This is a genomic window from Paraburkholderia unamae, from assembly GCF_003268775.1.
Taxonomy (GTDB): Bacteria; Pseudomonadota; Gammaproteobacteria; order Burkholderiales; family Burkholderiaceae; genus Paraburkholderia; species Paraburkholderia unamae.
The window spans coordinates 1,254-28,006 of record NZ_QLSU01000021.1 but is presented as its reverse complement, the minus strand read 5'-3'; the positions used below and the strand labels follow the sequence as shown (position 1 = coordinate 28,006).

The window sequence follows — 26,753 nt, the reverse complement described above, 5'->3', positions numbered from 1 at the left end:
AAACCGGCCATCGCATTCCGGTGAATCTTGCAGATCCGGACTGGCGCCCGAACCACCTCCCTCACTACTTCTGCCCGTTGCTTTGCCAACAACGTGCTCATAAAGAGGGAAGACCAAGACTATAACTCGATAATCTTGGTCTAGCAAGCGAAATCTTTAGCGATTTCAACAACTTCTGCATCCCGGAGAATGGCTCCCCGGGATGTTGCTGCTTTACAACTGCGCTTTTAGATCACGCGTGCTGCTTCGATCAGCTTCGACACGGTCCAGGCCTTCGTCTTCGAGAGAGGACGGGTCTCCTGGATTTCAACGAGGTCACCCTCGTTGTACGTGTTCGCTTCGTCGTGAGCGTGGTACTTCTTCGACTGCACAACGTACTTGCCGTAGATCGGGTGCTTGACGCGGCGCTCGACCAGAACGGTGACCGTCTTGTCCATCTTGTTGCTGACGACCTTGCCGACCAGCGTCCGCTTAAGCGAGGTTTTCACGCTTTCGTTCATTTCTGGTTCGCCTTCTCAGTCAGGACGGTCCGCACACGTGCGATGTCGCGACGAACCTTCTTCAGCTGGCTCGTGTTCGTGAGCTGCTGGGTCGCGAGTTGCATGCGCAGGCCGAATTGCGCCTTAAGCAGGTCCGACAGCTCCTTGTTGAGCGCGGCCTGGTCTTTCTGGTGAAGTTCGGATGCCTTCATCATTCACTCCTTAGGCGCCGAGCTGGCGAACCATGAAGACCGTCTTCAGCGGCAGCTTGGCTGCGGCCAGACGGAAGGCTTCACGGGCCAGTTCTTCGGACACACCATCCATTTCGTACAGCATCTTGCCCGGCTGAATCTCGGCGACGTAGTACTCCGGGTTACCCTTACCGTTACCCATACGCACTTCCGCCGGCTTTTGCGAGATCGGCTTGTCCGGGAAAATACGGATCCAGATACGGCCGCCGCGCTTGATGTGACGCGTCATTGCACGACGCGCTGCTTCAATCTGACGCGCGGTCAGGCGACCACGACCGATAGCCTTCAGACCGTATTCACCGAACGAAACCGCGTTGCCGCGCGTTGCGATACCGGTGTTACGACCCTTCTGCTCTTTGCGATACTTCCTGCGTTTCGGTTGCAGCATCGTTATTCTCCACTCTTGCCGTCACCGCCGGCGCCACGGCGCGGTGCGCCACGACGGGCACCCGGTGCGCCTTCGCCATCACGGCGCGGACGACGATCGCCCGGACGCGCATTGCGGCGCGGACGCTTTTCTTCGGCGACTTCTTCCACCACCGGTGCGTCGTTGCGGCCGAGCGTGTCGCCCTTGTAGACCCAAACCTTCACGCCGATGATGCCGTACGTCGTCTTCGCTTCCGAGGTTGCGTAGTCGATGTCAGCACGCAGCGTGTGAAGCGGCACTCGACCTTCGCGGTACCACTCGGTACGTGCGATTTCGATACCGTTCAGACGGCCGGCGCTCATGATCTTGATGCCCTGGGCACCCAGACGCATTGCGTTCTGCATCGCGCGCTTCATTGCGCGACGGAACATGATGCGGCGCTCGAGCTGCTGCGTGATCGAGTCGGCGATCAGTTGCGCGTCGGTTTCCGGCTTGCGAATTTCTTCGATGTTCACGTGAACCGGAACGCCCATGCGCTTCTGGAGTTCGGCCTTGAGGAGTTCGATGTCCTCGCCCTTCTTGCCGATCACCACACCCGGGCGCGAGCTGTAAATCGTGATGCGAGCGTTCTTTGCCGGACGCTCGATCACAACACGGCCCACCGAAGCGTTCTTCAGCTTCTTCTTCAGGTACTCACGAACACCGATGTCTTCCTTCAACATCGCCGCGAAATTGTTGTTGTTCGCGTACCAACGCGAAGCCCAATTGCGGCTGACGGCCAAACGGAAGCCAGTCGGATGAATTTTCTGTCCCATCGTATGGCTCCTTAATTCCCGACCGTCACAGTGATGTGACAGGATTGCTTCTCGATGCGGTTGCCGCGGCCCTTGGCGCGCGCGGTGAAACGCTTCAGCGAAGCTGCCTTGTCGACGTAGATGCTCTTGATCTTGAGCTCGTCGATATCAGCACCTTCGTTGTGTTCCGCGTTTGCGATCGCCGAGAGCACAACCTTTTTCACGATGCCAGCCGCTTTCTTCGGCGAGAACGTCAGAACGTTCAGCGCCTTGTCGACCGGCAGACCGCGGATCTGGTCAGCCACAAGGCGCGTCTTCTGCGCCGAGATGCGGGCACCGCGATGAATTGCCTTCACTTCCATCTTGATTGCCCCTTATTTCTTGGCCTTCTTGTCGGCTGCGTGACCCTTGAACGTACGGGTCAATGCGAACTCGCCAAGCTTGTGGCCGACCATGTTTTCCGTGACATACACCGGAACGTGTTGACGGCCGTTGTGAACGGCGATCGTCAGGCCGATGAAGTCCGGCAGGATCGTCGAACGACGCGACCAGGTCTTGATAGGTTTCTTGTCGCGCGTAGCTGCTGCCGCCTCAACCTTCTTCAGCAAATGGGCGTCGCAGAACGGACCTTTCTTAATAGAACGTGCCATTGCCTACTCCTTAACGCTTGTGACGGCGCTGGACGATCATGCTCGTCGTGCGCTTGTTGCTGCGGGTGCGGTAGCCCTTCGCCGGCGTGCCCCACGGGCTCACCGGGTCGCGACCAGCAGCAGTCTTGCCCTCACCACCACCGTGCGGGTGGTCGACCGGGTTCATTGCAACGCCACGGACCGTCGGGCGGATACCGCGCCAGCGGTTCGCGCCAGCCTTACCGATTTGACGGAGGCTGTGCTCTTCGTTGCCGACTTCACCGATCGTCGCGCGGCATTCAACGTGCACGCGGCGGATTTCGCCCGAACGCAGACGAACCTGCGCGTAGACGCCTTCACGTGCCAGCAGCATGGCCGACGTGCCAGCCGAACGCGCGATTTGCGCGCCCTTGCCCGGCAGCATTTCGATGCAGTGGACCGTCGTACCGACCGGAATGTTGCGGATCGGCAGCGTGTTGCCTGCACGGATCGGCGCTTCCGAACCCGACATCAGCTGCGTGCCAACCGTCACGCCCTTCGGCGCGATGATGTAGCGGCGCTCGCCGTCTGCGTAAAGAACCAGCGCAATGTTCGCGCTACGGTTCGGGTCATACTCGAGACGCTCCACCTTCGCGGGGATGCCATCCTTCGTACGACGGAAATCGATCACGCGGTAGTGATGCTTGTGACCACCACCCTGGTGACGCGTCGTGATGCGACCATTGTTGTTACGACCGGCCTTCGAGGATTGCTTTTCGAGCAGCGCAGCATGCGGCGCACCCTTGTGCAGATCCTTGTGGACGATCTTCACCATCGCACGGCGACCCGGCGAGGTCGGCTTAACTTTCACGATTGCCATGATTACTTGGCCTCCGCTTCAAAGTTGATTTCCTGGCCGGGCTTCAGGCAGACGTAAGCCTTCTTCACGTCCTTGCGCTTGCCGTTGAAGCGGCCAAAGCGCTTGGCTTTGCCCTTCTGGACCAGCACGTTGACGGACTCGACTTCCACCTTGAACAGCAGCTCGACAGCAGCCTTGACTTCCTGCTTGTTCGCGTCCGGCGCGACTTCGAAGACGACTTGCTCGTTCTTCTCCGCAACCAGCGTCGCCTTTTCGGAGATCACCGGTGCGAGCAGGACCTGCATCAAACGATGATCGTTCTTGCGAATCTCGCTCATGACAGCAACTCCTCGATCTGGGCGACCGCTGCCTTCGTGATCAGCACTTTCTTGAAGTTGATCAGCGAGAGCGGGTCGGCAAAACGCGGCTCAACGACTGCCACGTGGGGCAGGTTGCGCGACGCGAGATACAGGTTCTCGTCGACCGTGTCGGTGATGACCAGCACGGATTCGAGACCCATGGCCTTGAACTTCTCGGCCAGCAGCTTCGTCTTCGGCGCTTCGAGCGAGAACTCTTCCACCACCGAGATGCGGCCTTCGCGAGCCAACTGCGAATAGATCGAGCAGAGGCCTGCGCGATGCATCTTCTTGTTGACCTTGTGCGAGAAGTTTTCTTCCGGCGAATTCGGGAAGATACGACCACCGCCGCGCCACAACGGGCTCGACGACATACCGGCACGAGCGCGGCCCGTACCCTTCTGACGCCACGGCTTCTTGGTGGTGTGCTTGACCTGTTCGCGGTCCTTCTGTGCGCGGTTACCGCTACGCGCGTTCGCCTGGTAGGCGACAACGATCTGATGGATCAGCGCTTCGTTGTAGTCACGGCCGAACACGACGTCCGACGCGTTGACTGCTACGCCTTCCTGACCATTAGCGTTCAGGAGCTTCAGTTCCATTATTGCGCTCCTTTCTTGGCGCGCGCCTTGACGGCGGGCGTCACGAAAACCTTGCCGCCCTTTGCACCCGGCACGGCACCCTTGACCAGCAGCAGCTTGCGCTCTGCGTCGATACGGGCGATTTCGAGGTTCTGCACCGTCACGGTTTCGTCACCCATGTGACCGGTCATGCGCTTACCCGGGAACACACGACCCGGATCCTGCGCCATACCGATCGAGCCCGGCACATTGTGCGAGCGCGAGTTACCGTGCGAAGCACGACCCGAAGCGAAGTTGTAACGCTTGATGGTACCGGCGTAGCCCTTACCGATCGAGGTGCCTTGCACGTCGATCTTCTGGCCTTCTTCGAAGAGTTCCACACCGATCACAGCGCCAGCGGACAGTTCGGCGGCCTTAGCGGCGTCGATCTGGAATTCCTTGAGGATTTCACCGGCTTGAACGCCAGCTTTGGCGAGATGACCTGCGAGCGGCTTCGTCACGCGCGATGCGCGGCGAGTACCGAAAGCAACCTGCACGGCCGTGTAGCCGTCGGTTTCTACAGTCTTGATCTGCGTCACGCGGTTGTCGGACACGTCCAGCACGGTCACGGGAATCGAATCCCCGTCAGCCGTGAAGATACGCGTCATGCCAACCTTGCGACCTACGAGTCCAAGGCTCATCGTTTTCTCCATTCCCGACTGCGATTGGTCGGGGCTAATTTACAAAGTACCGGCGCGTTTTCGAGGTAAAGGCCCGAAAGGGACACACCGATTTTTTGCGCAAACGCGCGAAAAGACGTCAAGTATAACGTCCTTTCTCGTTTTCCGCAAGCAATCAAAGACTTAGCGCGATCAGGCTATCCTGGCCGCGCGGGAGACCCTTATTGCAGCTTGATTTCGACGTCCACGCCAGCCGGAAGGTCCAGCTTCATCAGCGCGTCAACGGTCTTGTCCGTCGGGTCGACGATGTCCATCAGGCGCAGGTGGGTGCGGATTTCGAGCTGGTCACGCGACGTCTTGTTGACGTGCGGCGAGCGCAGGATGTCGAAACGCTGGATACGCGTCGGCAGCGGCACCGGACCGCGGACGATTGCGCCCGTGCGCTTCGCCGTATCGACGATTTCAGCAGCCGACTGGTCGATCAGGCGATAGTCGAAAGCCTTCAGGCGGATACGGATTTTTTGGTTCTGCATGATGATTCCTTGAAAAGAGCGAGGCGGACTTGCGCCGCCAGACGATATAAAGAGCGCAGGACCGCCCCGCGACATGGCGTCGCGAGGGCGGTCCCAGGGTACATCAACTTCTACAGCAAGCCGAGTATTCTACTCGATTTACTCGATGATCTTTGCAACCACGCCGGCGCCGACGGTACGGCCACCTTCGCGGATTGCGAAGCGCAGACCTTCTTCCATCGCGATCGGAGCGATCAGCTTCACCGTGATCGACACGTTGTCGCCCGGCATGACCATTTCCTTGTCCTTCGGCAGCTCGATCGAGCCCGTCACGTCCGTCGTACGGAAGTAGAACTGCGGACGGTAGTTGTTGAAGAACGGCGTGTGACGGCCGCCTTCGTCCTTGCTCAGCACGTACACTTCAGCCGTGAAGTGCGTGTGCGGCGTGATCGAACCCGGCTTCGCCAGAACCTGGCCACGCTCCACGTCTTCACGCTTCGTGCCGCGCAGCAGGATACCCACGTTGTCGCCTGCCTGACCCTGGTCGAGCAGCTTGCGGAACATTTCCACGCCCGTGCAGGTCGTCTTCACCGTCGGCTTGATACCGACGATTTCGATTTCCTCGCCGACCTTGACCAGACCGCGCTCGATACGACCCGTCACCACCGTGCCGCGACCCGAGATCGAGAACACGTCTTCCACCGGCATCAGGAACGCGCCGTCAACTGCGCGCTCCGGCGTCGGGATGTACGTGTCGAGTGCGTCGGCCAGGTTCATGATTGCCACTTCGCCCAGCTCGCCCGTGTCGCCTTCCAGCGCCAGCTTGGCCGAACCCTTGATGATCGGCGTGTCGTCGCCCGGGAAGTCGTACTTCGAGAGAAGCTCGCGCACTTCCATTTCGACCAGCTCGAGCAGCTCGGCGTCGTCGACCATGTCGCACTTGTTCAGGAACACGATGATGTAAGGCACGCCAACCTGACGGGCGAGCAGGATGTGCTCACGCGTTTGCGGCATCGGGCCGTCAGCGGCCGAGCACACCAGGATTGCGCCGTCCATCTGTGCCGCGCCCGTGATCATGTTCTTCACGTAGTCAGCGTGGCCCGGGCAGTCGACGTGTGCGTAGTGGCGGTTAGCCGTTTCGTACTCGACGTGCGCGGTGTTGATGGTAATACCACGTGCCTTTTCTTCCGGTGCCGCGTCGATCTGGTCGTACGCCTTCGCTTCACCGCCAAACTTCTTGGTCAGAACCGTCGTGATCGCTGCCGTCAGCGTGGTCTTGCCGTGGTCAACGTGACCGATCGTGCCGACGTTGACGTGCGGCTTGGTCCGTTCGAATTTACCTTTTGCCATGTTTCTCTTCTTTCAAAAAAGTTGTGAATCGGTGACTGTGCGATGTGGACCAGACCCATGCCCGATCCACACCATGCTCAAATGAGCGCCGATGCTTACTTCGCCTTCGCGCTGATGATCGCGTCGGCCACGTTACGCGGTGCTTCTGCGTAGTGCTTGAATTCCATCGTGTACGTTGCACGACCTTGCGACAGCGAGCGCAGCGACGTCGAATAGCCGAACATTTCCGACAGCGGCACTTCGGCGCGAACGATCTTGCCGCCGCCAACCATGTCTTCCATGCCCTGGACGATACCGCGACGGCTCGACAAGTCGCCCATCACGTTGCCCATGTAGTCTTCCGGCGTTTCGACTTCCACAGCCATCATCGGTTCGAGGATGACCGGCTGCGCCTTGCGCATGGCTTCCTTGAACGCCATCGAACCGGCCATGCGGAACGCATTTTCGTTCGAGTCAACGTCGTGGTACGAACCGAACGTCAGGTGAACCTTGACGTCGACGACCGGGAAGCCCGCCAGCACGCCAGCCTTCAGCGTGTCCTGGATACCCTTGTCGACCGCCGGGATGTATTCACGCGGAATCACACCACCCTTGATCTCGTCCAGGAACTCATAGCCCTTGCCCTGCTCGTTCGGCTCGAGCGTGATGACCGCGTGACCGTACTGGCCGCGACCACCCGACTGCTTGACGAACTTGCCGTCCACGTCCTTCGCCGTGGCGCGGATCGTTTCGCGGTAGGCAACCTGCGGCTTGCCGACAGTCGCTTCCACGCCGAATTCGCGCTTCATGCGGTCAACCAGAATTTCGAGGTGGAGCTCGCCCATGCCCGAAATAATGGTCTGGCCCGATTCTTCGTCCGTCTGGACGCGGAACGACGGGTCTTCCTGCGCCAAGCGGTTCAGGGCGATGCCCATCTTTTCCTGGTCAGGCTTGGTCTTCGGCTCGACGGCCTGCGAAATCACCGGCTCCGGGAACACCATGCGTTCCAGAATGATCGGGTTCGCCGGGTCGCACAGCGTGTCACCCGTGGTCGCTTCCTTCAGGCCGACCGCAGCAGCGATGTCGCCTGCGCGAACTTCCTTGATTTCTTCACGGTTGTTCGCGTGCATCTGCAGAATACGGCCGAGGCGTTCCTTCTTGCCCTTGGTCGAATTCAACACGGTGTCGCCCGAATTGACGATGCCCGAGTACGCGCGGAAGAAAATCAGTTGGCCGACGAACGGGTCGGTCATGATCTTGAACGCGAGTGCAGCGAACTTCTCATCGTCGGCTGCGCGGCGCTCTGCCACGTCACCGTTTTCGAGCTCGCCCTTAACCGGGGGAATGTCCACCGGCGACGGCAGGAAGTCGATCACGGCGTCGAGCATGCGCTGCACGCCCTTGTTCTTGAACGCAGTGCCGCACAGCATCGGCTGGATTTCGCACGCGATGGTCCGGTCGCGGATCGCCTTGACGACTTCCGCTTCGCTCAGCTCTTCGCCGCCGAGGTACTTTTCCATCAGCTCTTCGCTGGCTTCGGCCGCCGACTCGATCATCTTTTCGCGCCACTCGTTGCACGTGTCAACGAGTTCCGCCGGGATGTCGACGTAGTCGAACTTCGTGCCTTGCGAGGCCTCGTCCCAAATGATCGCCTTCATCTTGATCAGATCGACGACGCCCTTGAAGGTGTCTTCCGCACCGATCGGCACCACGACCGGAACCGGATTTGCCTTCAGGCGGGTCTTCAACTGGTCGTAGACCTTGAAGAAGTTCGCGCCGGTACGGTCCATCTTGTTGACGAATGCGAGACGGGGAACCTTGTACTTGTTCGCCTGACGCCACACCGTTTCCGACTGCGGCTGCACGCCGCCCACTGCGCAGTAGACCATGCACGCGCCGTCGAGCACGCGCATCGAGCGCTCGACTTCAATCGTGAAGTCGACGTGGCCCGGGGTGTCGATGATGTTGATGCGGTGTTCCGGGTAGTTGCCGGCCATGCCCTTCCAGAAGGCGGTGGTAGCAGCCGAGGTAATCGTGATGCCACGCTCCTGCTCCTGCTCCATCCAGTCCATGGTCGCAGCGCCGTCGTGAACTTCACCAATCTTGTGGTTCACGCCGGTGTAAAACAGAATGCGCTCGGTCGTCGTCGTCTTGCCGGCGTCGATGTGAGCGCTAATACCGATGTTGCGGTAGCGCTCGATAGGAGTCTTGCGAGCCACTTTGATCCTCTATGGGGAGGTGCGCGCCGGGTCCGACCCAACGCGCCTGAACACAAACGGGCGAGGCGCTCGATAAGCGCACCCGCCCGGAATTTTTTCCGCGTTTTGAGCAAACCCCGGTAGGGGTTTTCTCTTAGAAACGGAAATGCGAGAACGCCTTGTTCGCTTCTGCCATCCGGTGAACTTCGTCGCGCTTCTTCATCGCGCCGCCACGGCCTTCGGCCGCTTCGGAGAGTTCACCTGCCAGACGCAGGGCCATCGACTTCTCGCTGCGCTTCTTCGCGGCTTCACGCAGCCAACGCATCGCCAATGCCATACGACGCGAGGGGCGCACTTCGACCGGAACCTGATAGTTCGCACCACCAACGCGGCGGCTCTTCACTTCCACCACCGGCTTCACGTTGTTGAGCGCGACAGTGAACACTTCCAGCGGGTCCTTGCCACCCTTGGTCTGGATCTGTTCGAAAGCGCCGTACACGATACGCTCGGCAACCGACTTCTTGCCGGAGAGCATCAGCACGTTCATGAACTTGGCTACATCAACGTTGCCGAACTTCGGATCCGGCAACACTTCCCGCTTGGGGACTTCGCGACGACGCGGCATGTTTCTTCCTTTAACTTTTCAGTTGAAGCGCGGGTGTATCCCTTGCGCTCCGCGGCCACCAACTAACCCGATTCATCTCACGACTTACCAGCCTGGTCGGGTGACCACTTACTCGACAGCACCGGCCAATCCGGCACCTGTCGCTCTTATCGCCCGCTCCCGAAAAAGCGAGACGACGCTTGACTCTTACTTCGCAGCCTTCGCGCGCTTTGCGCCGTACTTCGAACGAGCCTGCTTACGATCCTTGACGCCCTGGGTATCCAGCGAGCCGCGAACCATGTGGTAACGCACACCCGGCAAGTCCTTCACACGGCCGCCGCGGATCAGCACAACCGAGTGCTCTTGCAGGTTGTGGCCTTCACCACCGATGTACGAAATGACTTCGAAGCCGTTCGTCAGACGAACCTTGGCGACCTTACGAAGTGCCGAGTTCGGCTTCTTCGGCGTCGTCGTGTACACACGGGTGCACACGCCGCGACGCTGCGGGCAGTCCTGCAGGGCCGGCGACTTGCTCTTCGTAGCTTCCGAAGCGCGGCCTTTGCGAACCAGTTGATTGATGGTTGGCATTGTTTATTCCTGAAATTGAACAAAATCGACGCATTTATTCCCGGGCAAAGCGGAAAATCACGCGCCTTATACTCCTACGGAACTCCGAATCTCTTTATTTGACGTTAGTTTTCGTCAAATCAACTGACGAGCGCACACGTCCCAAAGACCGGAACCCAGCATGATATTCCGAAAATACCAACTGAGTCAACGGCTTGCGACATTTCGGACGACAGAGGAAGTGACAGCGCCGTGACAATCCGGCGGCGACAGGCGAGCGAGCGACTTATTCGTCGCCCACGACCTCGACGAGTTCCTCGCCGAAGCGTTCGAGCTTGCGCGCGCCGATGCCCGGGATATCGCGCAGCTCGTCCACCGATTCCGGGCCGTTGCGCGCGATTTCCGCCAGCGTGGCGTCGTGGAAGATGACGTAGGCCGGCACGCCCTCGCTCTTGGCGGTTTCCGTGCGCCACAAGCGCAGACGCTCCCAGCGCGAACGCTGGCGCGGGCTCATGCCGAGGGTCGGATCGGCACGCTCGCTCGTGCGGCCCGACGAGGCGCGCGTACGCGTGGGCTTCACGTAGCGGCGCATCGTGACGTTCTGCTCGCCCTTGAGGACGGCTTTGCTGGCCTCGGTGAGGACGAGCGAGCCGTACCCGTCGTGGTCGACGGTGAGATAGCCGAACGCCACCAGTTGCCGGAAGATCGCGCGCCATTCGGGTTCCGAAAGCGCGGAGCCGATGCCGAAGGTGGAAATCTTCTCGTGCCCGCGCTGCAAGATCTTTTCGTTGCGGTTGCCGCGCAGGATGTCGATCAGGTGGCCGGCGCCGAAATTGAAGCCGCTCGCGCGCTGCGCGCGGAACACGCAGGAAAGCGCCATTTGCGCCTCTCGCGTGGCGTCCCATGTGGCGGGCGGCTCGATGCACGTGTCGCAGTTGCCGCACGGCTGGCTCTCCTCGCCAAAGTACGCGAGCAGGCGCACGCGGCGGCATGTGGCCGTTTCGCACAGGCCGAGCAGCGCGTCGAGCTTGCCGGTCTGCACGCGCTTGTGCTGCTCGTCGGCTTCGGACTCGTCGATCATCTTGCGCTGCTGCACGACGTCGCCGAGACCGTAGGCCATCCATGCATTGGCCGCCAGCCCGTCGCGGCCCGCGCGGCCGGTTTCCTGGTAGTAGCCTTCCACGCTTTTGGGCAAATCCAGGTGCGCGACGAAACGCACGTCCGGCTTGTCGATCCCCATGCCGAACGCGATGGTCGCGCACATCACCACACCCTCTTCGCGCTGGAACAGTTCCTGGTGCTTCTGGCGTATCTCGAACTCCATGCCGGCGTGGTACGGCAGCGCGCGCACCCCCTGCCCCTTCAGCCACTCCGCCGTTTCCTCGACCTTGCGGCGCGAGAGGCAGTACACGACACCCGCATCGGTGGTGCCGTCGGCGCGCGTATGCTCCGCGCGGATGAAGTCGAGCAACTGCGTGCGCGCATTGTCCTTCTCGACAATGCGATAGCGGATGTTCGGACGGTCGAAACTCGAAACGAACACGCGCGCGTCGTCCAGCGCGAGGCGATGCGCGATCTCGTCGCGCGTGATGGCGTCGGCGGTGGCCGTGAGCGCGATACGCGGCACGTCCGGAAAGCGCTCGTGCAGCACCGAGAGCTGGATGTATTCGGGGCGGAAGTCGTGGCCCCATTGCGATACGCAGTGCGCCTCATCGATCGCGAAGAGGCCGATGCGCGTGCGTTCGAGCAGGTCGAGAAAGCGCGGGGTCATCAGCCGCTCGGGCGCAACGTAGAGCAGATCGAGATCGCCCTCGCGTAGCGCGCGCTCGGTCGCCGCCGCTTCCGCGCCGCTCAGCGTCGAATTGAGATAAGCGGCGCGTACGCCGACTTCCGTGAGCGCCGCCACCTGGTCCTGCATGAGCGCGATGAGCGGCGACACGACGATGCCCGCGCCGAGCCCCGCTTCATGCCGCACGAGCGCGGGAATCTGGTAGCAGAGCGATTTGCCGCCGCCGGTCGGCATGAGCACCAGCGAATCGCCGCCCGCTGCGACGTGCTCGACGATCTCGGCTTGCTGCCCTCTAAATGCGGGATAACCGAAGACTTCGTTGAGAATTTCGAGGGAGCGGGACATGAAGGGCACGGGAAGTGAAGCGGGTCGGCGCATTTTACCAACCGCGGCGCTCCTTAAACGTCACTTGAAACAACGTTAGCCAAAAGGTCGAGGCGCAAAGCCTGCATCGAACCTCCGTCAGAGGCAACTTCCCAACCGGAGTATGGCCGGAAACCCAGGCGAACTACCGGTCGAATCTGAAATGACGGGGCAAGGTGCGCCGCAACGCGTTTGCGCGGCAGAACGGAAAGCGCGCGCCGGCAACGCACTTGTGCGTCGAGCCGGCGAGCCGAAAGAGGAAGGAAGCGGAAAGTGCGGACCGGCTTGTTCGGACCCGGCCCTACGTGAAGCCGGGTTCGTCAGGCAGCGCGGCGGCGCGCGACCCGAACCGCGCCAACGATCGTGAGGATAGCCACGACCACGGCGGCGATCACGAACACGCCGGAGCCGAAGAGCACGACATTCGCGCCGACGAACAGAAGCGAGCCGATCGCGAGCAGCGCGACGCCGCCTTTGAGCCGGTTCGCGAGCAGCATGATGAAGCCGATGATCAGGAATGCCCACATCACGAGGAAGGTCGCGAAGAAGTTCGCCGCCGGCTGATTGCCGACGTGATGCAGCAACTGCGAAAAGCTGGCGACGCACGCCGCCAGATTCAGGATGAGACCGAGTCCAACGACCCACATGATTACCGCCTCCAGATTCAGATAAATGCCGCCCGCGCCGTACGAAAAGACCCACGCAGACTGCCTTGGCGCGTTACGTTAGCACGCCTCACCGATGCGCGCAGCGAGCGATCCGGCGCTGCGGCACGAGGCCGCAGGCGTCAGTGCGCAAGCTTGCATGCCGCCAGCGCGCAAAGCGCGCGCCAATAAAAAAAGCCGCCCGGTCGAAACCAGGCGGCTTTGCGAGGCCATTCCAGCCCGAGGGCGAAAGGCGGCTTGCGCCGCCCCGCGCTTACTCGTCCGTCGTATGCGGCTGTTGCGGCTGCGGTTCGACAGCCGGGGTTTCCGGCGTGCCGAACTCGAACGCTTCTTCCGCTGCGATCTGGTCGAAACGCTCGCGATCCGACGATTCCTTCGCACGGCGCGCCTTGTGGAACGCGAGACCCGTACCGGCCGGAATCAGACGGCCGACGATTACGTTTTCCTTCAGGCCACGCAGATCGTCGCGCTTGCCCATGATCGCCGCTTCGGTCAGCACGCGGGTCGTTTCCTGGAACGATGCCGCCGAGATGAACGAGTCGGTCGAGAGCGATGCCTTCGTGATACCGAGCAGCACGTTCTCGTACGTCGCCGGACGCTTGTCTTCCGCGATCATCTTGTCGTTCTCGTCGAGCATGTCCGAACGCTCGACTTGTTCGCCAGGAATGAAACGCGTATCGCCGTTGTCGGTGATCTGCACGCGGCGCAGCATCTGACGCACGATCACTTCGATGTGCTTGTCGTTGATCTTCACGCCCTGCAAACGGTACACGTCCTGCACTTCGTCCACGATGTAACGCGACAGCGCTTCGATACCCTGCAAACGCAGGATGTCGTGCGGATCGGCCGGGCCGTCCACGATCATTTCGCCCTTGTTGACGACCTGTGCATCGTGAACCAGAACCTGCTTTTCCTTCGCGATCAGGAACTCGTGCTGATTGCCTTCGAGGTCCGTGATAACGAGACGCTGCTTGCCCTTCGTGTCCTTACCGAACGACGTCGTACCCGTGACTTCCGCCAGGATACCTGCGTCCTTCGGCGAACGTGCTTCGAACAGTTCCGCCACACGCGGCAGACCGCCGGTAATGTCACGCGTCTTCTGCGCTTCGGTCGGGATACGTGCGAGCACTTCACCGACTTGCACCTGCTGACCGTCCTTCACCGTGATCAGTGCGCCGACCTGGAAGCCGATCTGCACCGAATGCTCGGTGTTCGGGATCTTGACTTCTTCGCCGTTCGCGTCGAGCAGCTTGACCTGCGGACGCACGCTCTTCGAAGCCTGCGAACCACGGCGCTTCACGTCGATCACGACGAGGGTCGACAGACCCGTCACATCGTCGATCTGCTTGGCGACCGTCACGCCTTCCTCGACGTTTTCGAACTTCACCGTACCGCCGTACTCGGTGATGATCGGACGCGTCAGCGGATCCCACGTGGCGAGCTGCGTGCCGGCCTTGATCGTGTCGCCGTCGAGTTGCAGCAGCGTCGCGCCGTACGGCACCTTGTGACGCTCGCGCTCGCGGCCGTGATCGTCGGCAATGATGGCTTCGCCCGAACGCGAAATGACGATCTGCTCGCCCTTCGCATTCGTGACGTAACGCATCGTCGCCGTGAAGCGGACCGTACCGTTCGACTTGGCTTCAACCGACGAGGCCACTGCTGCACGCGATGCCGCACCACCGATGTGGAACGTACGCATCGTGAGCTGCGTGCCCGGTTCGCCGATCGACTGTGCTGCGATCACGCCGACGGCTTCGCCGACGTTCACACGCGAACCACGACCCAGGTCGCGGCCATAGCACGATGCGCACAGGCCGTAACGCGTTTCGCAGGTCAGCGGCGTGCGCACGCGCACTTCGTCGATGCCGAGGCTTTCGATCGTTTCGACTGCGTCTTCGTCGAGCAGGTCGCCCGAAGCGTAGATCGTTTCCTGGGTTTCAGGATTGACGACGTCCGCCACCGCAACGCGGCCGAGAATACGGTCGCGCAGCGCTTCGACGACTTCACCGCCTTCCACGAGGGCCTTCATCGCCACGCCGTTCGACGTGCCGCAATCTTCCTCGACGACCACGAGATCCTGCGTGACGTCGACGAGACGACGCGTCAGGTAACCCGAGTTCGCGGTCTTCAGTGCCGTATCAGCCAGACCCTTACGTGCACCGTGGGTCGAGATGAAGTACTGCAACACGTTCAGACCTTCACGGAAGTTCGCGGTAATCGGCGTTTCGATAATCGAGCCGTCCGGCTTCGCCATCAGGCCGCGCATACCCGCCAGCTGGCGAATCTGCGTTGCGGAACCCCGCGCGCCCGAGTCGGCCATCATGTAGATCGAGTTGAACGATTCCTGACGCGTTTCCTTGCCGTCGCGGTCGATGACCGGTTCCGTCGCGAGCTGCTCCATCATCGCCTTGCCGACCGCTTCCGACGTGTTCGACCAGATGTCGACCACGTTGTTGTAGCGTTCTTGCGCAGTGACGAGACCCGACATGTACTGACGGTCGTACTCCTTCACCTTCTTCGCGGCTTCGCCGACGATGGTTTCCTTCTGCGGCGGCACGAGCATGTCGTCCACGCAGATGGAAATGCCGGCGCGCGTTGCGAGGCGGAAGCCCGACTGCATCAGCTGGTCAGCGAAGATCACCGTTTCGCGCAGACCGCACTTGCGGAATGCCGTGTTGATCAGACGCGAAATTTCCTTCTTCTTCAGCGGCTTGTTCAGCACCGAGAACGGCAGACCCGGCGGCAGGATTTCCGACAGGATCGAACGGCCGACGGTCGTGGCGTACAGCGAGATCTTCGGCACGAATGCCGGTGCGCCTTCCGACTTGTCCTCGTTGTGGACCATTTCGGTAATACGCACGTTCACGCGCGAGGCCAGCTCGACTTCCTTGTTCTCGTACGCGCGGATCACTTCCGACACGCCCGTGAACGTCATGCCTTCGCCCTTGCCATTGATCGCTTCACGCGTGGCGTAGTACAGGCCCAGCACGATATCCTGCGACGGCACGATCGACGGATCGCCGTTGGCCGGGAACAGGACGTTGTTCGACGCGAGCATGAGCGTACGCGCTTCCATCTGCGCTTCGAGCGACAGCGGAACGTGAACAGCCATCTGGTCACCGTCGAAGTCGGCGTTGAACGCCGCGCAAACGAGCGGGTGCAGCTGGATTGCCTTACCTTCGATCAGCACCGGCTCGAAAGCCTGAATGCCAAGACGGTGCAGCGTCGGCGCACGGTTGAGCATGACCGGATGCTCGCGGATCACCTCTTCCAGGATGTCCCACACCACCGGCGTCTGGTTCTCGACTTCCTTCTTCGCAGCCTTGATGGTCGTGGCAACGCCCATCGTTTCCAGCTTGTTGAAGATGAACGGCTTGAAGAGTTCGAGCGCCATCAGCTTCGGCAGACCGCACTGGTGCAGCTTGAGCGTCGGACCCACCACGATGACCGAACGGCCCGAGTAGTCCACGCGCTTGCCCAGCAGGTTCTGACGGAAGCGACCGCCCTTACCCTTGATCATGTCGGCGAGCGACTTCAGCGGGCGCTTGTTGGCGCCCGTCATCGCCTTGCCGCGACGGCCGTTGTCGAGCAGCGAGTCAACCGCTTCCTGGAGCATCCGCTTTTCGTTGCGGACGATGATCTCCGGCGCCTTCAGCTCGAGCAGACGCTTCAGACGGTTGTTACGGTTGATGACGCGGCGATACAGGTCGTTCAGGTCCGAGGTCGCGAAGCGGCCGCCGTCCAGCGGCACCAGCGGACGCAGTTCGGGCGGCAGCACCGGCAGCACTTCGAGCACCATCCACTCGGGCTTGATGCCCGAACGCTGGAAGGCCTCGAGCACCTTCAGGCGCTTCGCGTACTTCTTGATCTTCGCTTCCGAGCCAGTGTTCTTCAGCTCCGTACGGAGCGTTTCGACCTGCTCGTCGATGTTGATCGCGCGCAGCAGTTCGCGCACGCCTTCCGCGCCCATCTCGGCGCGGAATTCGTCACCGTACTCTTCGACCTTGTTGTAGTAATCCTCTTCGGTCATGATCTGCCGCGCCTTCAGCGGCGTCATGCCCGGTTCGATCACCACGTACGCTTCGAAGTACAGCACGCGCTCGATGTCGCGCAGCGTCATGTCGAGCACCATGCCCAGACGCGACGGCAGCGACTTCAGGAACCAGATGTGAGCGACCGGCGAGGCCAGCTCGATGTGGCCCATGCGTTCGCGACGCACCTTGGCGAGCGTGACTTCCACGCCGCACTTCTCGCAGATCACGCCACGATGCTTCAGGCGCTTGTACTTGCCGCAAAGGCATTCGTAGTCCTTGATCGGACCAAAAATCTTCGCGCAGAACAGACCATCCCGCTCCGGCTTGAACGTGCGGTAATTGATGGTCTCCGGCTTCTTCACTTCGCCGAACGACCACGAACGGATCTTGTCCGGCGAGGCCAGACCGATCTTGATCGCGTCAAAAACTTCTTCTTGTTGGACTTGCTTGAATAGATCGAGCAGAGCTTTCATTGCCTTCTCTCCGTAGTCCGATTAGTTGCGGTCGAGGTCGATGTCGATGCCGAGCGAGCGGATTTCCTTCACCAGCACATTGAAGGATTCCGGCATGCCCGCGTCGATCACGTGGTCGCCCTTGACGAGGTTCTCGTACACCTTCGTCCGGCCCGTCACGTCATCGGACTTCACCGTCAACATTTCTTGCAGCACATACGAAGCGCCATACGCTTCGAGCGCCCACACTTCCATTTCACCGAAGCGCTGGCCACCGAACTGCGCCTTACCACCCAGCGGCTGCTGCGTGACGAGCGAGTACGGACCCGTCGAACGCGCGTGCATCTTGTCGTCGACCAAGTGGTGCAGCTTCAGGTAGTGCATGTAACCCACGGTCACCGTGCGCTCGAACATCTCGCCCGTGCGGCCGTCGTACAGACGCACCTGGTTCTTCGACGGCGTCATGCCGAGGTTCTGTGCGATGTCGTCCGGGAATGCCAGATCGAGCATCTTGCCCATTTCCTCTTCGGTCGCACCGTCGAACACCGGCGTTGCGAACGGCACGCCTTCGCGCAGGTTGCGCGCGAGTTCGAGGATGTCGTCGTCGCTGAAGCTGTCGAGGTCTTCCTTGTGGCCCGACTCGTTGTAGATCTTCGTGAGGAACTCACGCATCTCCGCAACCTTCGTCTGACGCGCAAGCATCTCGCCAATACGCCAGCCCAGACCCTTCGCGGCCCAGCCCAGGTGCACTTCGAGAACCTGACCCACGTTCATCCGTGACGGCACGCCCAGCGGGTTCAGCACGACGTCGGCCGGACGGCCGTCGGCCATGTACGGCATGTCTTCGATCGGCACGATCTTCGACACAACACCCTTGTTACCGTGACGGCCTGCCATCTTGTCGCCAGGCTGGAGACGGCGCTTCACCGCGAGGTACACCTTGACCATCTTCAGCACGCCCGGCGGCAGTTCGTCGCCTTGCGTGAGCTTCTTGCGCTTCTCTTCGAACGCCAGATCGAACTGGTGACGCTTTTCTTCGATCGAGTTCTTGATGGCTTCGAGCTGCGCCGCTGCTTCTTCGTCCGCGAGGCGGATGTCGAACCAGTGGTAGTGGTCGAGGTCGCTCAGGTAAGCCTGATCGATCTTCGTGCCCTTCGCGAGCTTCTTCGGACCACCGTTCGCGACCTTGCCGTCGAGCATACGTGCGAGACGCTGGAACGCGTCGCCTTCCACGATACGCAGCTGGTCGTTCAGGTCGAGGCGATAGCGCTTCAGTTCATCGTCGATGATCTGTTGAGCACGCTTGTCGCGGGTGATGCCTTCACGCGTGAACACCTGCACGTCGATGACCGTGCCGCTCATGCCCGAGGGCACGCGCAGCGACGTGTCCTTCACGTCCGAAGCCTTCTCGCCGAAGATCGCGCGCAGCAGCTTTTCTTCCGGCGTGAGCTGGGTTTCGCCCTTAGGCGTGACCTTGCCCACGAGCACGTCGCCCGCTTCGACTTCCGCGCCGATGTACACGATGCCCGACTCGTCGAGACGGCCAAGCTGCACTTCCGCGAGGTTCGAAATGTCGCGCGTGATTTCTTCCGGTCCGAGCTTCGTGTCGCGTGCAACGACATTCAGTTCTTCGATGTGGATCGACGTGTAACGGTCGTCCGCCACCACCTTCTCCGAGATCAGGATCGAGTCTTCGAAGTTGTAGCCGTTCCACGGCATGAACGCGATCAGCATGTTCTGGCCGAGCGCGAGCTCGCCCAGATCGGTCGATGCGCCGTCAGCCAGCACGTCGCCACGCGCAACCTTGTCGCCCATCTTCACGATCGGACGCTGGTTGATGTTCGTGTTCTGGTTCGAACGCGTGTACTTGATCAGGTTGTAGATGTCCACGCCGACTTCACCGGCGACGGCTTCATCGTCGTTCACGCGAATCACGATACGGCCCGCGTCGACGTAGTCCACCACGCCGCCACGCAACGCCTGAACCGTCGTACCCGAGTCGACCGCAACCGTGCGCTCGATACCCGTACCAACGACCGGCTTTTCCGGACGCAGGCAAGGCACGGCCTGACGCTGCATGTTCGAACCCATCAGTGCGCGGTTCGCGTCGTCGTGCTCGAGGAACGGAATCAGCGATGCTGCCACCGAGACGATCTGCGACGGCGCCACGTCCATGTACTGGATGCGGTCCGGCGTGACCATCAGCGTTTCGCCCGCTTCACGCGACGACACGAGTTCGTCGGTCAGCGTGCCGTCTTCGGCCACCATCGCGTTCGCCTGAGCGATCACGTAACGGCCTTCTTCGATTGCCGACAGGTAGTCGATCTGGTCGGTCACCTTGCTGTCCACGACCTTGCGATACGGCGTTTCGAGGAAGCCGTATTCGTTCAGGTGCGCGTACAGTGCGAGCGAGTTGATCAGACCAATGTTCGGACCTTCCGGCGTCTCAATCGGACACACGCGGCCGTAGTGGGTCGGGTGCACGTCGCGGACTTCAAAGCCAGCGCGCTCACGCGTCAGACCGCCCGGGCCAAGTGCCGACACGCGGCGCTTGTGGGTGATTTCCGACAGCGGGTTGGTCTGGTCCATGAACTGCGACAGCTGCGACGAACCGAAGAACTCGCGAATCGCCGACGAAATCGGCTTCGAGTTGATCAGGTCGTGCGGCATCAGGTTTTCGCTTTCGGCCTGGCCGAGGCGCTCCTTGACTGCACGCTCCACGCGCACGAGACCCGCGCGGAACTGGTTCTCCGCGAGTTCGCCCACGCAACGCACGCGACGATTGCCCAAGTGGTCGATGTCGTCCACTTCGCCCTTGCCGTTGCGCAGCTCGACGAGGATCTTGATGGTCGCGAGGATGTCGTCGTCTTGCAGCGTCATCGGGCCGACGATTTCGTCACGGCCCACGCGGCGATTGAACTTCATACGACCCACCTTCGAGAGGTCGTACGCTTCTTCGCTGTAGAACAGACGATTGAACAGCGCCTCGACCGCTTCTTCGGTCGGCGGTTCGCCCGGACGCATCATGCGGTAGATCGCGATGCGCGCGGCCATCTTGTCGGCGGTTTCGTCGATACGCAGCGTCGACGAGATGTACGGACCCTGGTCCAGATCGTTCGTGTAGAGCGTCTGGATGTCCTTGATCTTCGCTTCGCGCAGCTTGTCGAGCACGCTTTCCGTGATCTCGTCGTTCGCGTTCGAGATCACTTCGCCCGTGTCGCCGTCGACCACGTTCTTCGCGAGCACGCGGCCGAGCAGATAATCTTCGGGGACCGAAATGTACGTGGTCTTCGCGTTTTCGAGGTCGCGAATGTGCTTCGCGTTGATCCGCTTGTCCTTCTGGACGATGACCTTGCCTTCGCGATCGCTGATGTCGAAGCGCGCGACTTCACCGCGCAGACGCTCCGGCACGAACTCCATCTGCGCGCCTTCCGGCATCAGCGTGAAGTTGTCGAACACGAAGAAGTTCGCGAGGATCTGTTCCGGCGTGAGGCCGATCGCCTTCAGCAGGATCGTGACCGGCATCTTGCGGCGACGGTCCACACGGAAGTACAGCACGTCCTTCGGATCGAATTCGAAGTCGAGCCACGAGCCGCGGTAAGGAATGATACGGGCCGAGAAGAGCAGCTTGCCCGAGCTGTGCGTCTTGCCCTTGTCGTGTTCGAAGAACACGCCGGGCGAGCGATGCAGCTGCGAGACGATGACACGCTCGGTGCCGTTGATGACGAACGAACCCGTCGGCGTCATGAGCGGAATTTCGCCCATGTACACTTCCTGCTCCTTCACTTCCTTCACGACCGGCTTGCTCGGCGATTCCTTGTCGAGCAGGACGAGACGGACTTTGGCGCGCAGCGCCGAGCAGTACGTGAGGCCACGCTGCTGACATTCCTTGATGTTGAATGCCGGCGGCGAGAGCATGTAGCTCACGAACTCTAGACGAGCAAAGCCGTTATGGGAAACAATAGGAAAAACGGACGAGAACGCAGCTTGCAGACCTTCCGGTTTGCGTTGTGCGGTCGCCGTTTCTGCTTGCAGAAACGTGCTGAATGATTCAAGCTGGGTGGCCAGCAGGAAAGGAACCTGGTGAACGATGGGGCGTTTCGCGAAACTCTTGCGAATACGCTTCTTCTCGGTGAAGGAATAGTGCATACGATCTCCGAATCACGGCGGGTAGGACGACCCGAGTGTTCACCGACTGAGACCCGATGGCTTCGCGAGCCCTGGAAGCTTGGTGGTTGGCCTCTACCAACCGCTGGCTGACGGCAACGGATTTCGGCTTGTCATAACGTGCCCGCTGCCCGACCAAACTTGCCTTCTGCAGTCGCTTCAGAAGACAAAGAGAAGCGCCGCCCCCCACGCATACCTCACGCAGCGAAAGACGATTTTCTTTGGCTTCTCGGTCCCGCATTCACGCCTCCGACTTGCAAAAAATCGAACACAAAAACGCAGAACCCACAAAGCACAAAAAGGCCGGCGGTGTAAAAACCGCCAGCCTTCGCACAGCGCGCTGAAACTTACTTGATTTCAGCCTTCGCGCCGGCTTCTTCCAGCTTCTTCTTGGCTTCTTCAGCAGCAGCCTTGGGCACAGCTTCCTTAACAGGCTTCGGTGCACCGTCAACCAGGTCCTTCGCTTCCTTCAGGCCGAGACCCGTCAGTTCGCGAACAGCCTTAATGACCGAAACCTTGTTTGCGCCTGCTTCGAGCAGGTTGACCGTGAATTCGGTCTGCTCTTCAGCAGCAGCAGCAGCGCCGCCGCCTGCCGGGCCAGCGACTGCCACAGCAGCTGCCGACACGCCAAACTTCTCTTCGAATGCCTTGACCAGTTCGTTCAGTTCGAGAACCGACATCGAGCCAACGGCTTCGAGGATGTCTTCTTTTGCGATTGCCATTTGAAATTACTCCAGATTTGAATTCGGAAACAGCTAGCGATCTTCGCTCGCTCTTGCTTGTTCGACTGCCTGAAATCAGGCAGCTTCTTCTGCTTGCTTCTTCTCTGCCAGCGCGGCGAGTGCACGCGCAAAGCCGGAGACAGGAGCTTGCATAACGAACAGCAGCTTCGAGAGCAGTTCTTCGCGGCTCGGGATGCTGGCCAGCGCTTGCACGCCTGCCTTGTCCATCACGTTGCCTTCGTAGGAACCAGCCTTGATGACCAACTTGTCATTGCTCTTTGCGAAGTCGTTGACGACCTTCGCAGCAGCAATTGCATCTTCCGAGATGCCGTAGATCAGGGGGCCAGTCATCTGCTCTGCCAGCGAAGCAAACGGGGTACCTTCGACAGCGCGACGCGCCAGCGTGTTCTTCAACACGCGCAGGTACACCTGTTGCTCACGCGCTTTCGCGCGCAGCTTGGTCAGATCGCCAACCGCGATTCCACGATACTCGGCCAACACGACGGTCTGAGCCTTCGCGACTTGCGCGGAGACTTCAGCCACGACGGCCTGCTTACCTTCTTTGTTCAGTGGCACGGTTAACCTCCAGATTCGACACCCAACGCAGTTGCGCCAGATGCCGCGTTCAACAACGGCGACCGACCAGTCCGGAGTAAATCAGCTTGCATCTTCGGGCGTTACCGCCCGCTCCCGCTCACATCAGCACTTCAAAACCTTTTCGGGTTCGCCATCTGCGTTGGCTTTACATTAAGGAAGCGCCCAACTGCTGCACTTCCGCCAACGGTCTTTGACAACCGGTTGCGCGATGCGGTACTTGCCACCGCGCAACCGCCCAAAGCCCTTTAAATCCGCGCTGCTGCCCAATCGAGCGTCAACGCGGCAAAACTTTTTGCGAAGCTTACGCTGCCAGCGACGACTGGTCGACGCGAACGCCAACACCCATCGTGCTCGAAACAGCGACCTTACGCAGGTACACGCCCTTGCTCGTTGCCGGCTTGGCCTTGGTCAGCGCTTCGAGGAGCGCGTCCAGGTTGCTGCGCAGCGCGGTCGGCTCGAACGAAGCACGGCCGATGGTCGCGTGGATGATACCGGCCTTGTCGACACGGAATTGCACCTGACCAGCCTTCGCGTTCTTGACCGCGGTGGCGACGTCCGGCGTGACCGTACCGACCTTCGGGTTCGGCATGAGGCCGCGCGGGCCGAGGATCTGACCGAGCGTACCGACGACGCGCATCGTGTCCGGCGAAGCGATCACGATGTCGAAGTTCAGGTTGCCGCCCTTGATCTGCTCGGCGAGGTCTTCCATACCGACGATCTCAGCGCCTGCTGCCTTGGCTTGTTCAGCCTTTTCACCTTGCGCGAACACTGCAACGCGGACCGACTTGCCGGTACCAGCGGGCAGAACGACCGAGCCGCGAACGACCTGGTCCGACTTCTTCGCATCGATGCCGAGCTGCACTGCAACGTCGATCGACTCGTCGAACTTCGCCGTGGCGCATTCCTTCACGAGCGACAGTGCGTCGCCGATCGGGTATTGCTTCTGGCGGTCGATCTTGGCGGCCAGTGCCTTTTGACGCTTGGAAACCTTAGCCATTTACACGCCCTCCACGACGATGCCCATCGAGCGGGCGCTACCAGCGATCGTGCGGACCGCTGCATCCATATCGGCTGCCGTGAGGTCCGGCATCTTGGTCTTGGCGATTTCTTCGGCTTGCGCGCGCGTGATCGTGGCGACCTTGTCGGTGTGCGGCTTGGCCGAACCCTTGTCGACCTTCGCTGCCTTCTTGATCAGAACCGTAGCCGGCGGCGTCTTCAGGACGAACGTGAAGCTCTTGTCCGCGAACGCGGTGATGACGACCGGAATCGGCAGACCCGGTTCCATCGCTTGAGTCTGCGCGTTGAACGCCTTGCAGAACTCCATGATGTTCAGGCCGCGTTGACCCAGTGCCGGGCCGACCGGCGGCGACGGATTGGCTTTACCTGCAGGAATCTGCAGCTTGATAAAGCCGATGATTTTCTTTGCCATGTTGAAAACCTCTTTGGAACGCGTGAGCGTTCTGGTGAGTGGTAGCGCGCGTTCGCCGCAATCTTCGCTGTGCCAACTGCTTTGGCTACATCTACAGCCGACAGGACTACTGGCGCTCCTCTACGGCCATGACGCGGACCGTAAGCGCGGAAAAACGGACCGCACCAAAAGTGCGATCCGTCGTATTCGATTTATAGCTTTTCGACCTGGCCGAATTCGAGTTCGACCGGTGTGGCGCGACCGAAAATGGTAACAGAGACCCGGACGCGCGACTTTTCGTAGTTGACTTCTTCGACGCTGCCGTTGAAGTCCGTGAACGGACCTTCCTTCACGCGGACCATCTCGCCGACTTCGAACAGGGTCTTGGGGCGCGGCTTCTCAACGCCTTCCTGCATCTGCGACATGATCTTTTCGACTTCGCGCGGCGAAATCGGGCTCGGGCGATTGCGCGCCCCGCCGACGAAACCGGTCACCTTTGCCGTGTTCTTCACGAGGTGCCACGTTTCGTCCGTCATTTCCATCTCAACCAGGACATAGCCCGGGAAGAAACGACGTTCGGTCACCGATTTGTGACCACCCTTCACCTCGACCACTTCTTCAGTCGGAACGAGGATCTGGCCAAACTTATCTTGCATGTCAGCACGTTCGATACGCTCTTGAAGCGCACGTTGCACGCTCTTCTCCATGCCGGAGTAGGCGTGCACCACATACCAACGTTTTCCGCTCGGGGGTGCCGGTGTATCGCTCATATCATTTCCAACCCAGAATCGCCGAGAAAATCACCCACTCGATGGATTTGTCGCAAACCCACAGAATGATGGCCATTGCCAGCACAAAACCGAAGACCACCAACGTCGTTTGCGTGGCCTCTTTGCGAGTCGGCCAGACGACCTTGCGAACTTCCTTGTACGAGTCTTTGGCAAATGCGATGAAGCTCTTGCCGGGCGCCGAGAGAAGACCGACTACCACCCCCGCGATCACGCCCACTGCGAGCGCTGCACCGCGGACATACCACTCCTGGCTAGCGAGCCAGTAGAACCCTACGAACCCGGCCACAACCAACAATACACCCGCTGCAAGCATCAGCTTGTCGCTGGAAGTATTAACAGTTTCGACGGAAGGATTCGCCATAACACCTTAAAGAACAACGCGCTTGAGCGCGAGAAGTTGGCAGGGGCAGAGGGAATCGAACCCCCAACCTTCGGTTTTGGAGACCGACGCTCTGCCAGTTGAGCTATACCCCTAAACCATGTTGGGGTTGGCGGCAAAGCCAACCCCGAAACCACTTAGTCGATCAACGAGACTGGCAAAAAACTTACTCGATGATCTTTGCAACCACGCCGGCGCCGACGGTACGGCCACCTTCGCGGATTGCGAAGCGCAGACCTTCTTCCATCGCGATCGGAGCGATCAGCTTCACCGTGATCGACACGTTGTCGCCCGGCATGACCATTTCCTTGTCCTTCGGCAGCTCGATCGAGCCCGTCACGTCCGTCGTACGGAAGTAGAACTGCGGACGGTAGTTGTTGAAGAACGGCGTGTGACGGCCGCCTTCGTCCTTGCTCAGCACGTACACTTCAGCCGTGAAGTGCGTGTGCGGCGTGATCGAACCCGGCTTCGCCAGAACCTGGCCACGCTCCACGTCTTCACGCTTCGTGCCGCGCAGCAGGATACCCACGTTGTCGCCTGCCTGACCCTGGTCGAGCAGCTTGCGGAACATTTCCACGCCCGTGCAGGTCGTCTTCACCGTCGGCTTGATACCGACGATTTCGATTTCCTCGCCGACCTTGACCAGACCGCGCTCGATACGACCCGTCACCACCGTGCCGCGACCCGAGATCGAGAACACGTCTTCCACCGGCATCAGGAACGCGCCGTCAACTGCGCGCTCCGGCGTCGGGATGTACGTGTCGAGTGCGTCGGCCAGGTTCATGATTGCCACTTCGCCCAGCTCGCCCGTGTCGCCTTCCAGCGCCAGCTTGGCCGAACCCTTGATGATCGGCGTGTCGTCGCCCGGGAAGTCGTACTTCGAGAGAAGCTCGCGCACTTCCATTTCGACCAGCTCGAGCAGCTCGGCGTCGTCGACCATGTCGCACTTGTTCAGGAACACGATGATGTAAGGCACGCCAACCTGACGGGCGAGCAGGATGTGCTCACGCGTTTGCGGCATCGGGCCGTCAGCGGCCGAGCACACCAGGATTGCGCCGTCCATCTGTGCCGCGCCCGTGATCATGTTCTTCACATAGTCAGCGTGGCCCGGGCAGTCGACGTGTGCGTAGTGGCGGTTAGCCGTTTCGTACTCGACGTGCGCGGTGTTGATGGTAATACCACGTGCCTTTTCTTCCGGTGCCGCGTCGATCTGGTCGTACGCCTT

Annotated in this window: 26 protein-coding genes and 1 tRNA gene; all 27 read right to left on the bottom strand. The window is 60.6% G+C overall.

From position 1 onward, the window contains the following. Nucleotides 1-227: 227 nt before the first annotated feature. Nucleotides 228-500 (bottom strand): 30S ribosomal protein S17, encoded by a 273-nt coding sequence (gene rpsQ / locus C7401_RS28805; RefSeq protein ID WP_028206516.1) that lies wholly within the window; start codon nucleotides 498-500, stop codon nucleotides 228-230. Then, nucleotides 497-691: a 50S ribosomal protein L29 gene (gene rpmC / locus C7401_RS28800; RefSeq protein ID WP_007180130.1), complete on the bottom strand. Its 195-nt coding sequence runs from the start codon at nucleotides 689-691 to the stop codon at nucleotides 497-499. Before rpmC ends, rpsQ begins: the two co-directional genes overlap by 4 nt. Nucleotides 692-701: 10 nt before the next feature. Further along, on the bottom strand, nucleotides 702-1,118 hold the full coding sequence (rplP, locus tag C7401_RS28795) for a 50S ribosomal protein L16 (RefSeq protein WP_042269753.1): 417 nt from the start codon (nucleotides 1,116-1,118) through the stop codon (nucleotides 702-704). Nucleotides 1,119-1,120: 2 nt separating this feature from the next. Further along, on the bottom strand, nucleotides 1,121-1,912 hold the full coding sequence (gene rpsC, locus C7401_RS28790; RefSeq protein WP_027797287.1) for a 30S ribosomal protein S3: 792 nt from the start codon (nucleotides 1,910-1,912) through the stop codon (nucleotides 1,121-1,123). 11 nt (nucleotides 1,913-1,923) lie between these two features. Then, on the bottom strand, nucleotides 1,924-2,253 hold the full coding sequence (gene rplV / locus C7401_RS28785; protein ID WP_004199272.1) for a 50S ribosomal protein L22: 330 nt from the start codon (nucleotides 2,251-2,253) through the stop codon (nucleotides 1,924-1,926). Between the two features lie 12 nt (nucleotides 2,254-2,265). After that, nucleotides 2,266-2,541, bottom strand: a complete 276-nt coding sequence (rpsS, locus tag C7401_RS28780; protein WP_027797286.1) for a 30S ribosomal protein S19 — start codon at nucleotides 2,539-2,541, stop codon at nucleotides 2,266-2,268. A gap of 10 nt (nucleotides 2,542-2,551) precedes the next feature. Continuing rightward, on the bottom strand, nucleotides 2,552-3,379 hold the full coding sequence (rplB, locus tag C7401_RS28775) for a 50S ribosomal protein L2 (protein ID WP_112174817.1): 828 nt from the start codon (nucleotides 3,377-3,379) through the stop codon (nucleotides 2,552-2,554). Between the two features lie 2 nt (nucleotides 3,380-3,381). After that, nucleotides 3,382-3,696 (bottom strand): 50S ribosomal protein L23, encoded by a 315-nt coding sequence (rplW, locus tag C7401_RS28770; RefSeq protein WP_028206513.1) that lies wholly within the window; start codon nucleotides 3,694-3,696, stop codon nucleotides 3,382-3,384. Further along, nucleotides 3,693-4,313 carry a 50S ribosomal protein L4 gene (rplD, locus tag C7401_RS28765; RefSeq protein WP_112174816.1) on the bottom strand — a complete coding sequence of 207 codons (621 nt, stop codon included), beginning with the start codon at nucleotides 4,311-4,313 and terminating at the stop codon, nucleotides 3,693-3,695. The genes rplW and rplD overlap by 4 nt, the downstream gene beginning before the upstream one ends. Continuing rightward, nucleotides 4,313-4,972 (bottom strand): 50S ribosomal protein L3, encoded by a 660-nt coding sequence (rplC, locus tag C7401_RS28760; RefSeq protein WP_028222628.1) that lies wholly within the window; start codon nucleotides 4,970-4,972, stop codon nucleotides 4,313-4,315. Before rplC ends, rplD begins: the two co-directional genes overlap by 1 nt. A gap of 200 nt (nucleotides 4,973-5,172) precedes the next feature. Then, a complete protein-coding gene (rpsJ, locus tag C7401_RS28755) occupies nucleotides 5,173-5,484 on the bottom strand; it encodes a 30S ribosomal protein S10 (RefSeq protein WP_017777154.1) in 312 nt (103 codons plus the stop codon). A 138-nt stretch (nucleotides 5,485-5,622) separates the two neighbouring features. Next, on the bottom strand, nucleotides 5,623-6,813 hold the full coding sequence (tuf, locus tag C7401_RS28750) for an elongation factor Tu (protein WP_112174815.1): 1,191 nt from the start codon (nucleotides 6,811-6,813) through the stop codon (nucleotides 5,623-5,625). Nucleotides 6,814-6,908: 95 nt separating this feature from the next. After that, entirely contained in the window at nucleotides 6,909-9,011 is a 2,103-nt protein-coding gene (gene fusA, locus C7401_RS28745; RefSeq protein ID WP_112174814.1) for an elongation factor G, read from the bottom strand. A gap of 133 nt (nucleotides 9,012-9,144) precedes the next feature. After that, nucleotides 9,145-9,615 (bottom strand): 30S ribosomal protein S7, encoded by a 471-nt coding sequence (gene rpsG, locus C7401_RS28740; protein ID WP_006053291.1) that lies wholly within the window; start codon nucleotides 9,613-9,615, stop codon nucleotides 9,145-9,147. A gap of 186 nt (nucleotides 9,616-9,801) precedes the next feature. Further along, complete coding sequence (rpsL, locus tag C7401_RS28735; protein ID WP_027797953.1) at nucleotides 9,802-10,182, bottom strand: 30S ribosomal protein S12; 381 nt, start codon at nucleotides 10,180-10,182, stop codon at nucleotides 9,802-9,804. A 265-nt stretch (nucleotides 10,183-10,447) separates the two neighbouring features. Continuing rightward, nucleotides 10,448-12,295: a DNA helicase RecQ gene (gene recQ, locus C7401_RS28730; protein ID WP_112174813.1), complete on the bottom strand. Its 1,848-nt coding sequence runs from the start codon at nucleotides 12,293-12,295 to the stop codon at nucleotides 10,448-10,450. A gap of 338 nt (nucleotides 12,296-12,633) precedes the next feature. Further along, nucleotides 12,634-12,960: a hypothetical protein gene (locus C7401_RS28725; RefSeq protein ID WP_112174812.1), complete on the bottom strand. Its 327-nt coding sequence runs from the start codon at nucleotides 12,958-12,960 to the stop codon at nucleotides 12,634-12,636. 271 nt (nucleotides 12,961-13,231) lie between these two features. Then, on the bottom strand, nucleotides 13,232-17,485 hold the full coding sequence (rpoC, locus tag C7401_RS28720) for a DNA-directed RNA polymerase subunit beta' (RefSeq protein ID WP_112174811.1): 4,254 nt from the start codon (nucleotides 17,483-17,485) through the stop codon (nucleotides 13,232-13,234). Nucleotides 17,486-17,506: 21 nt separating this feature from the next. Continuing rightward, complete coding sequence (gene rpoB, locus C7401_RS28715; RefSeq protein WP_112174810.1) at nucleotides 17,507-21,613, bottom strand: DNA-directed RNA polymerase subunit beta; 4,107 nt, start codon at nucleotides 21,611-21,613, stop codon at nucleotides 17,507-17,509. Between the two features lie 365 nt (nucleotides 21,614-21,978). Then, nucleotides 21,979-22,353 (bottom strand): 50S ribosomal protein L7/L12, encoded by a 375-nt coding sequence (gene rplL / locus C7401_RS28710; RefSeq protein WP_027821097.1) that lies wholly within the window; start codon nucleotides 22,351-22,353, stop codon nucleotides 21,979-21,981. A 75-nt stretch (nucleotides 22,354-22,428) separates the two neighbouring features. Beyond that, nucleotides 22,429-22,929, bottom strand: a complete 501-nt coding sequence (gene rplJ / locus C7401_RS28705; protein ID WP_112174809.1) for a 50S ribosomal protein L10 — start codon at nucleotides 22,927-22,929, stop codon at nucleotides 22,429-22,431. Between the two features lie 322 nt (nucleotides 22,930-23,251). Continuing rightward, the gene (gene rplA, locus C7401_RS28700) at nucleotides 23,252-23,947 is read right to left on the bottom strand and encodes a 50S ribosomal protein L1 (protein WP_112174808.1); all 696 of its coding nucleotides are present in this window, start codon (nucleotides 23,945-23,947) and stop codon (nucleotides 23,252-23,254) included. Further along, nucleotides 23,948-24,379, bottom strand: coding sequence for a 50S ribosomal protein L11 (gene rplK, locus C7401_RS28695; RefSeq protein ID WP_027821100.1), 432 nt, complete (start codon nucleotides 24,377-24,379; stop codon nucleotides 23,948-23,950). Nucleotides 24,380-24,570: 191 nt separating this feature from the next. Continuing rightward, nucleotides 24,571-25,128: a transcription termination/antitermination protein NusG gene (gene nusG / locus C7401_RS28690; RefSeq protein ID WP_112174807.1), complete on the bottom strand. Its 558-nt coding sequence runs from the start codon at nucleotides 25,126-25,128 to the stop codon at nucleotides 24,571-24,573. A 1-nt stretch (nucleotide 25,129) separates the two neighbouring features. Then, nucleotides 25,130-25,510: a preprotein translocase subunit SecE gene (gene secE / locus C7401_RS28685; protein WP_112174806.1), complete on the bottom strand. Its 381-nt coding sequence runs from the start codon at nucleotides 25,508-25,510 to the stop codon at nucleotides 25,130-25,132. A 37-nt stretch (nucleotides 25,511-25,547) separates the two neighbouring features. Further along, nucleotides 25,548-25,623, bottom strand: a tRNA-Trp gene (locus tag C7401_RS28680). A 71-nt stretch (nucleotides 25,624-25,694) separates the two neighbouring features. Further along, nucleotides 25,695-26,753 (bottom strand): elongation factor Tu (gene tuf, locus C7401_RS28675; RefSeq protein ID WP_112174805.1); only part of this gene is annotated, 1,059 nt, incomplete at its 5' end.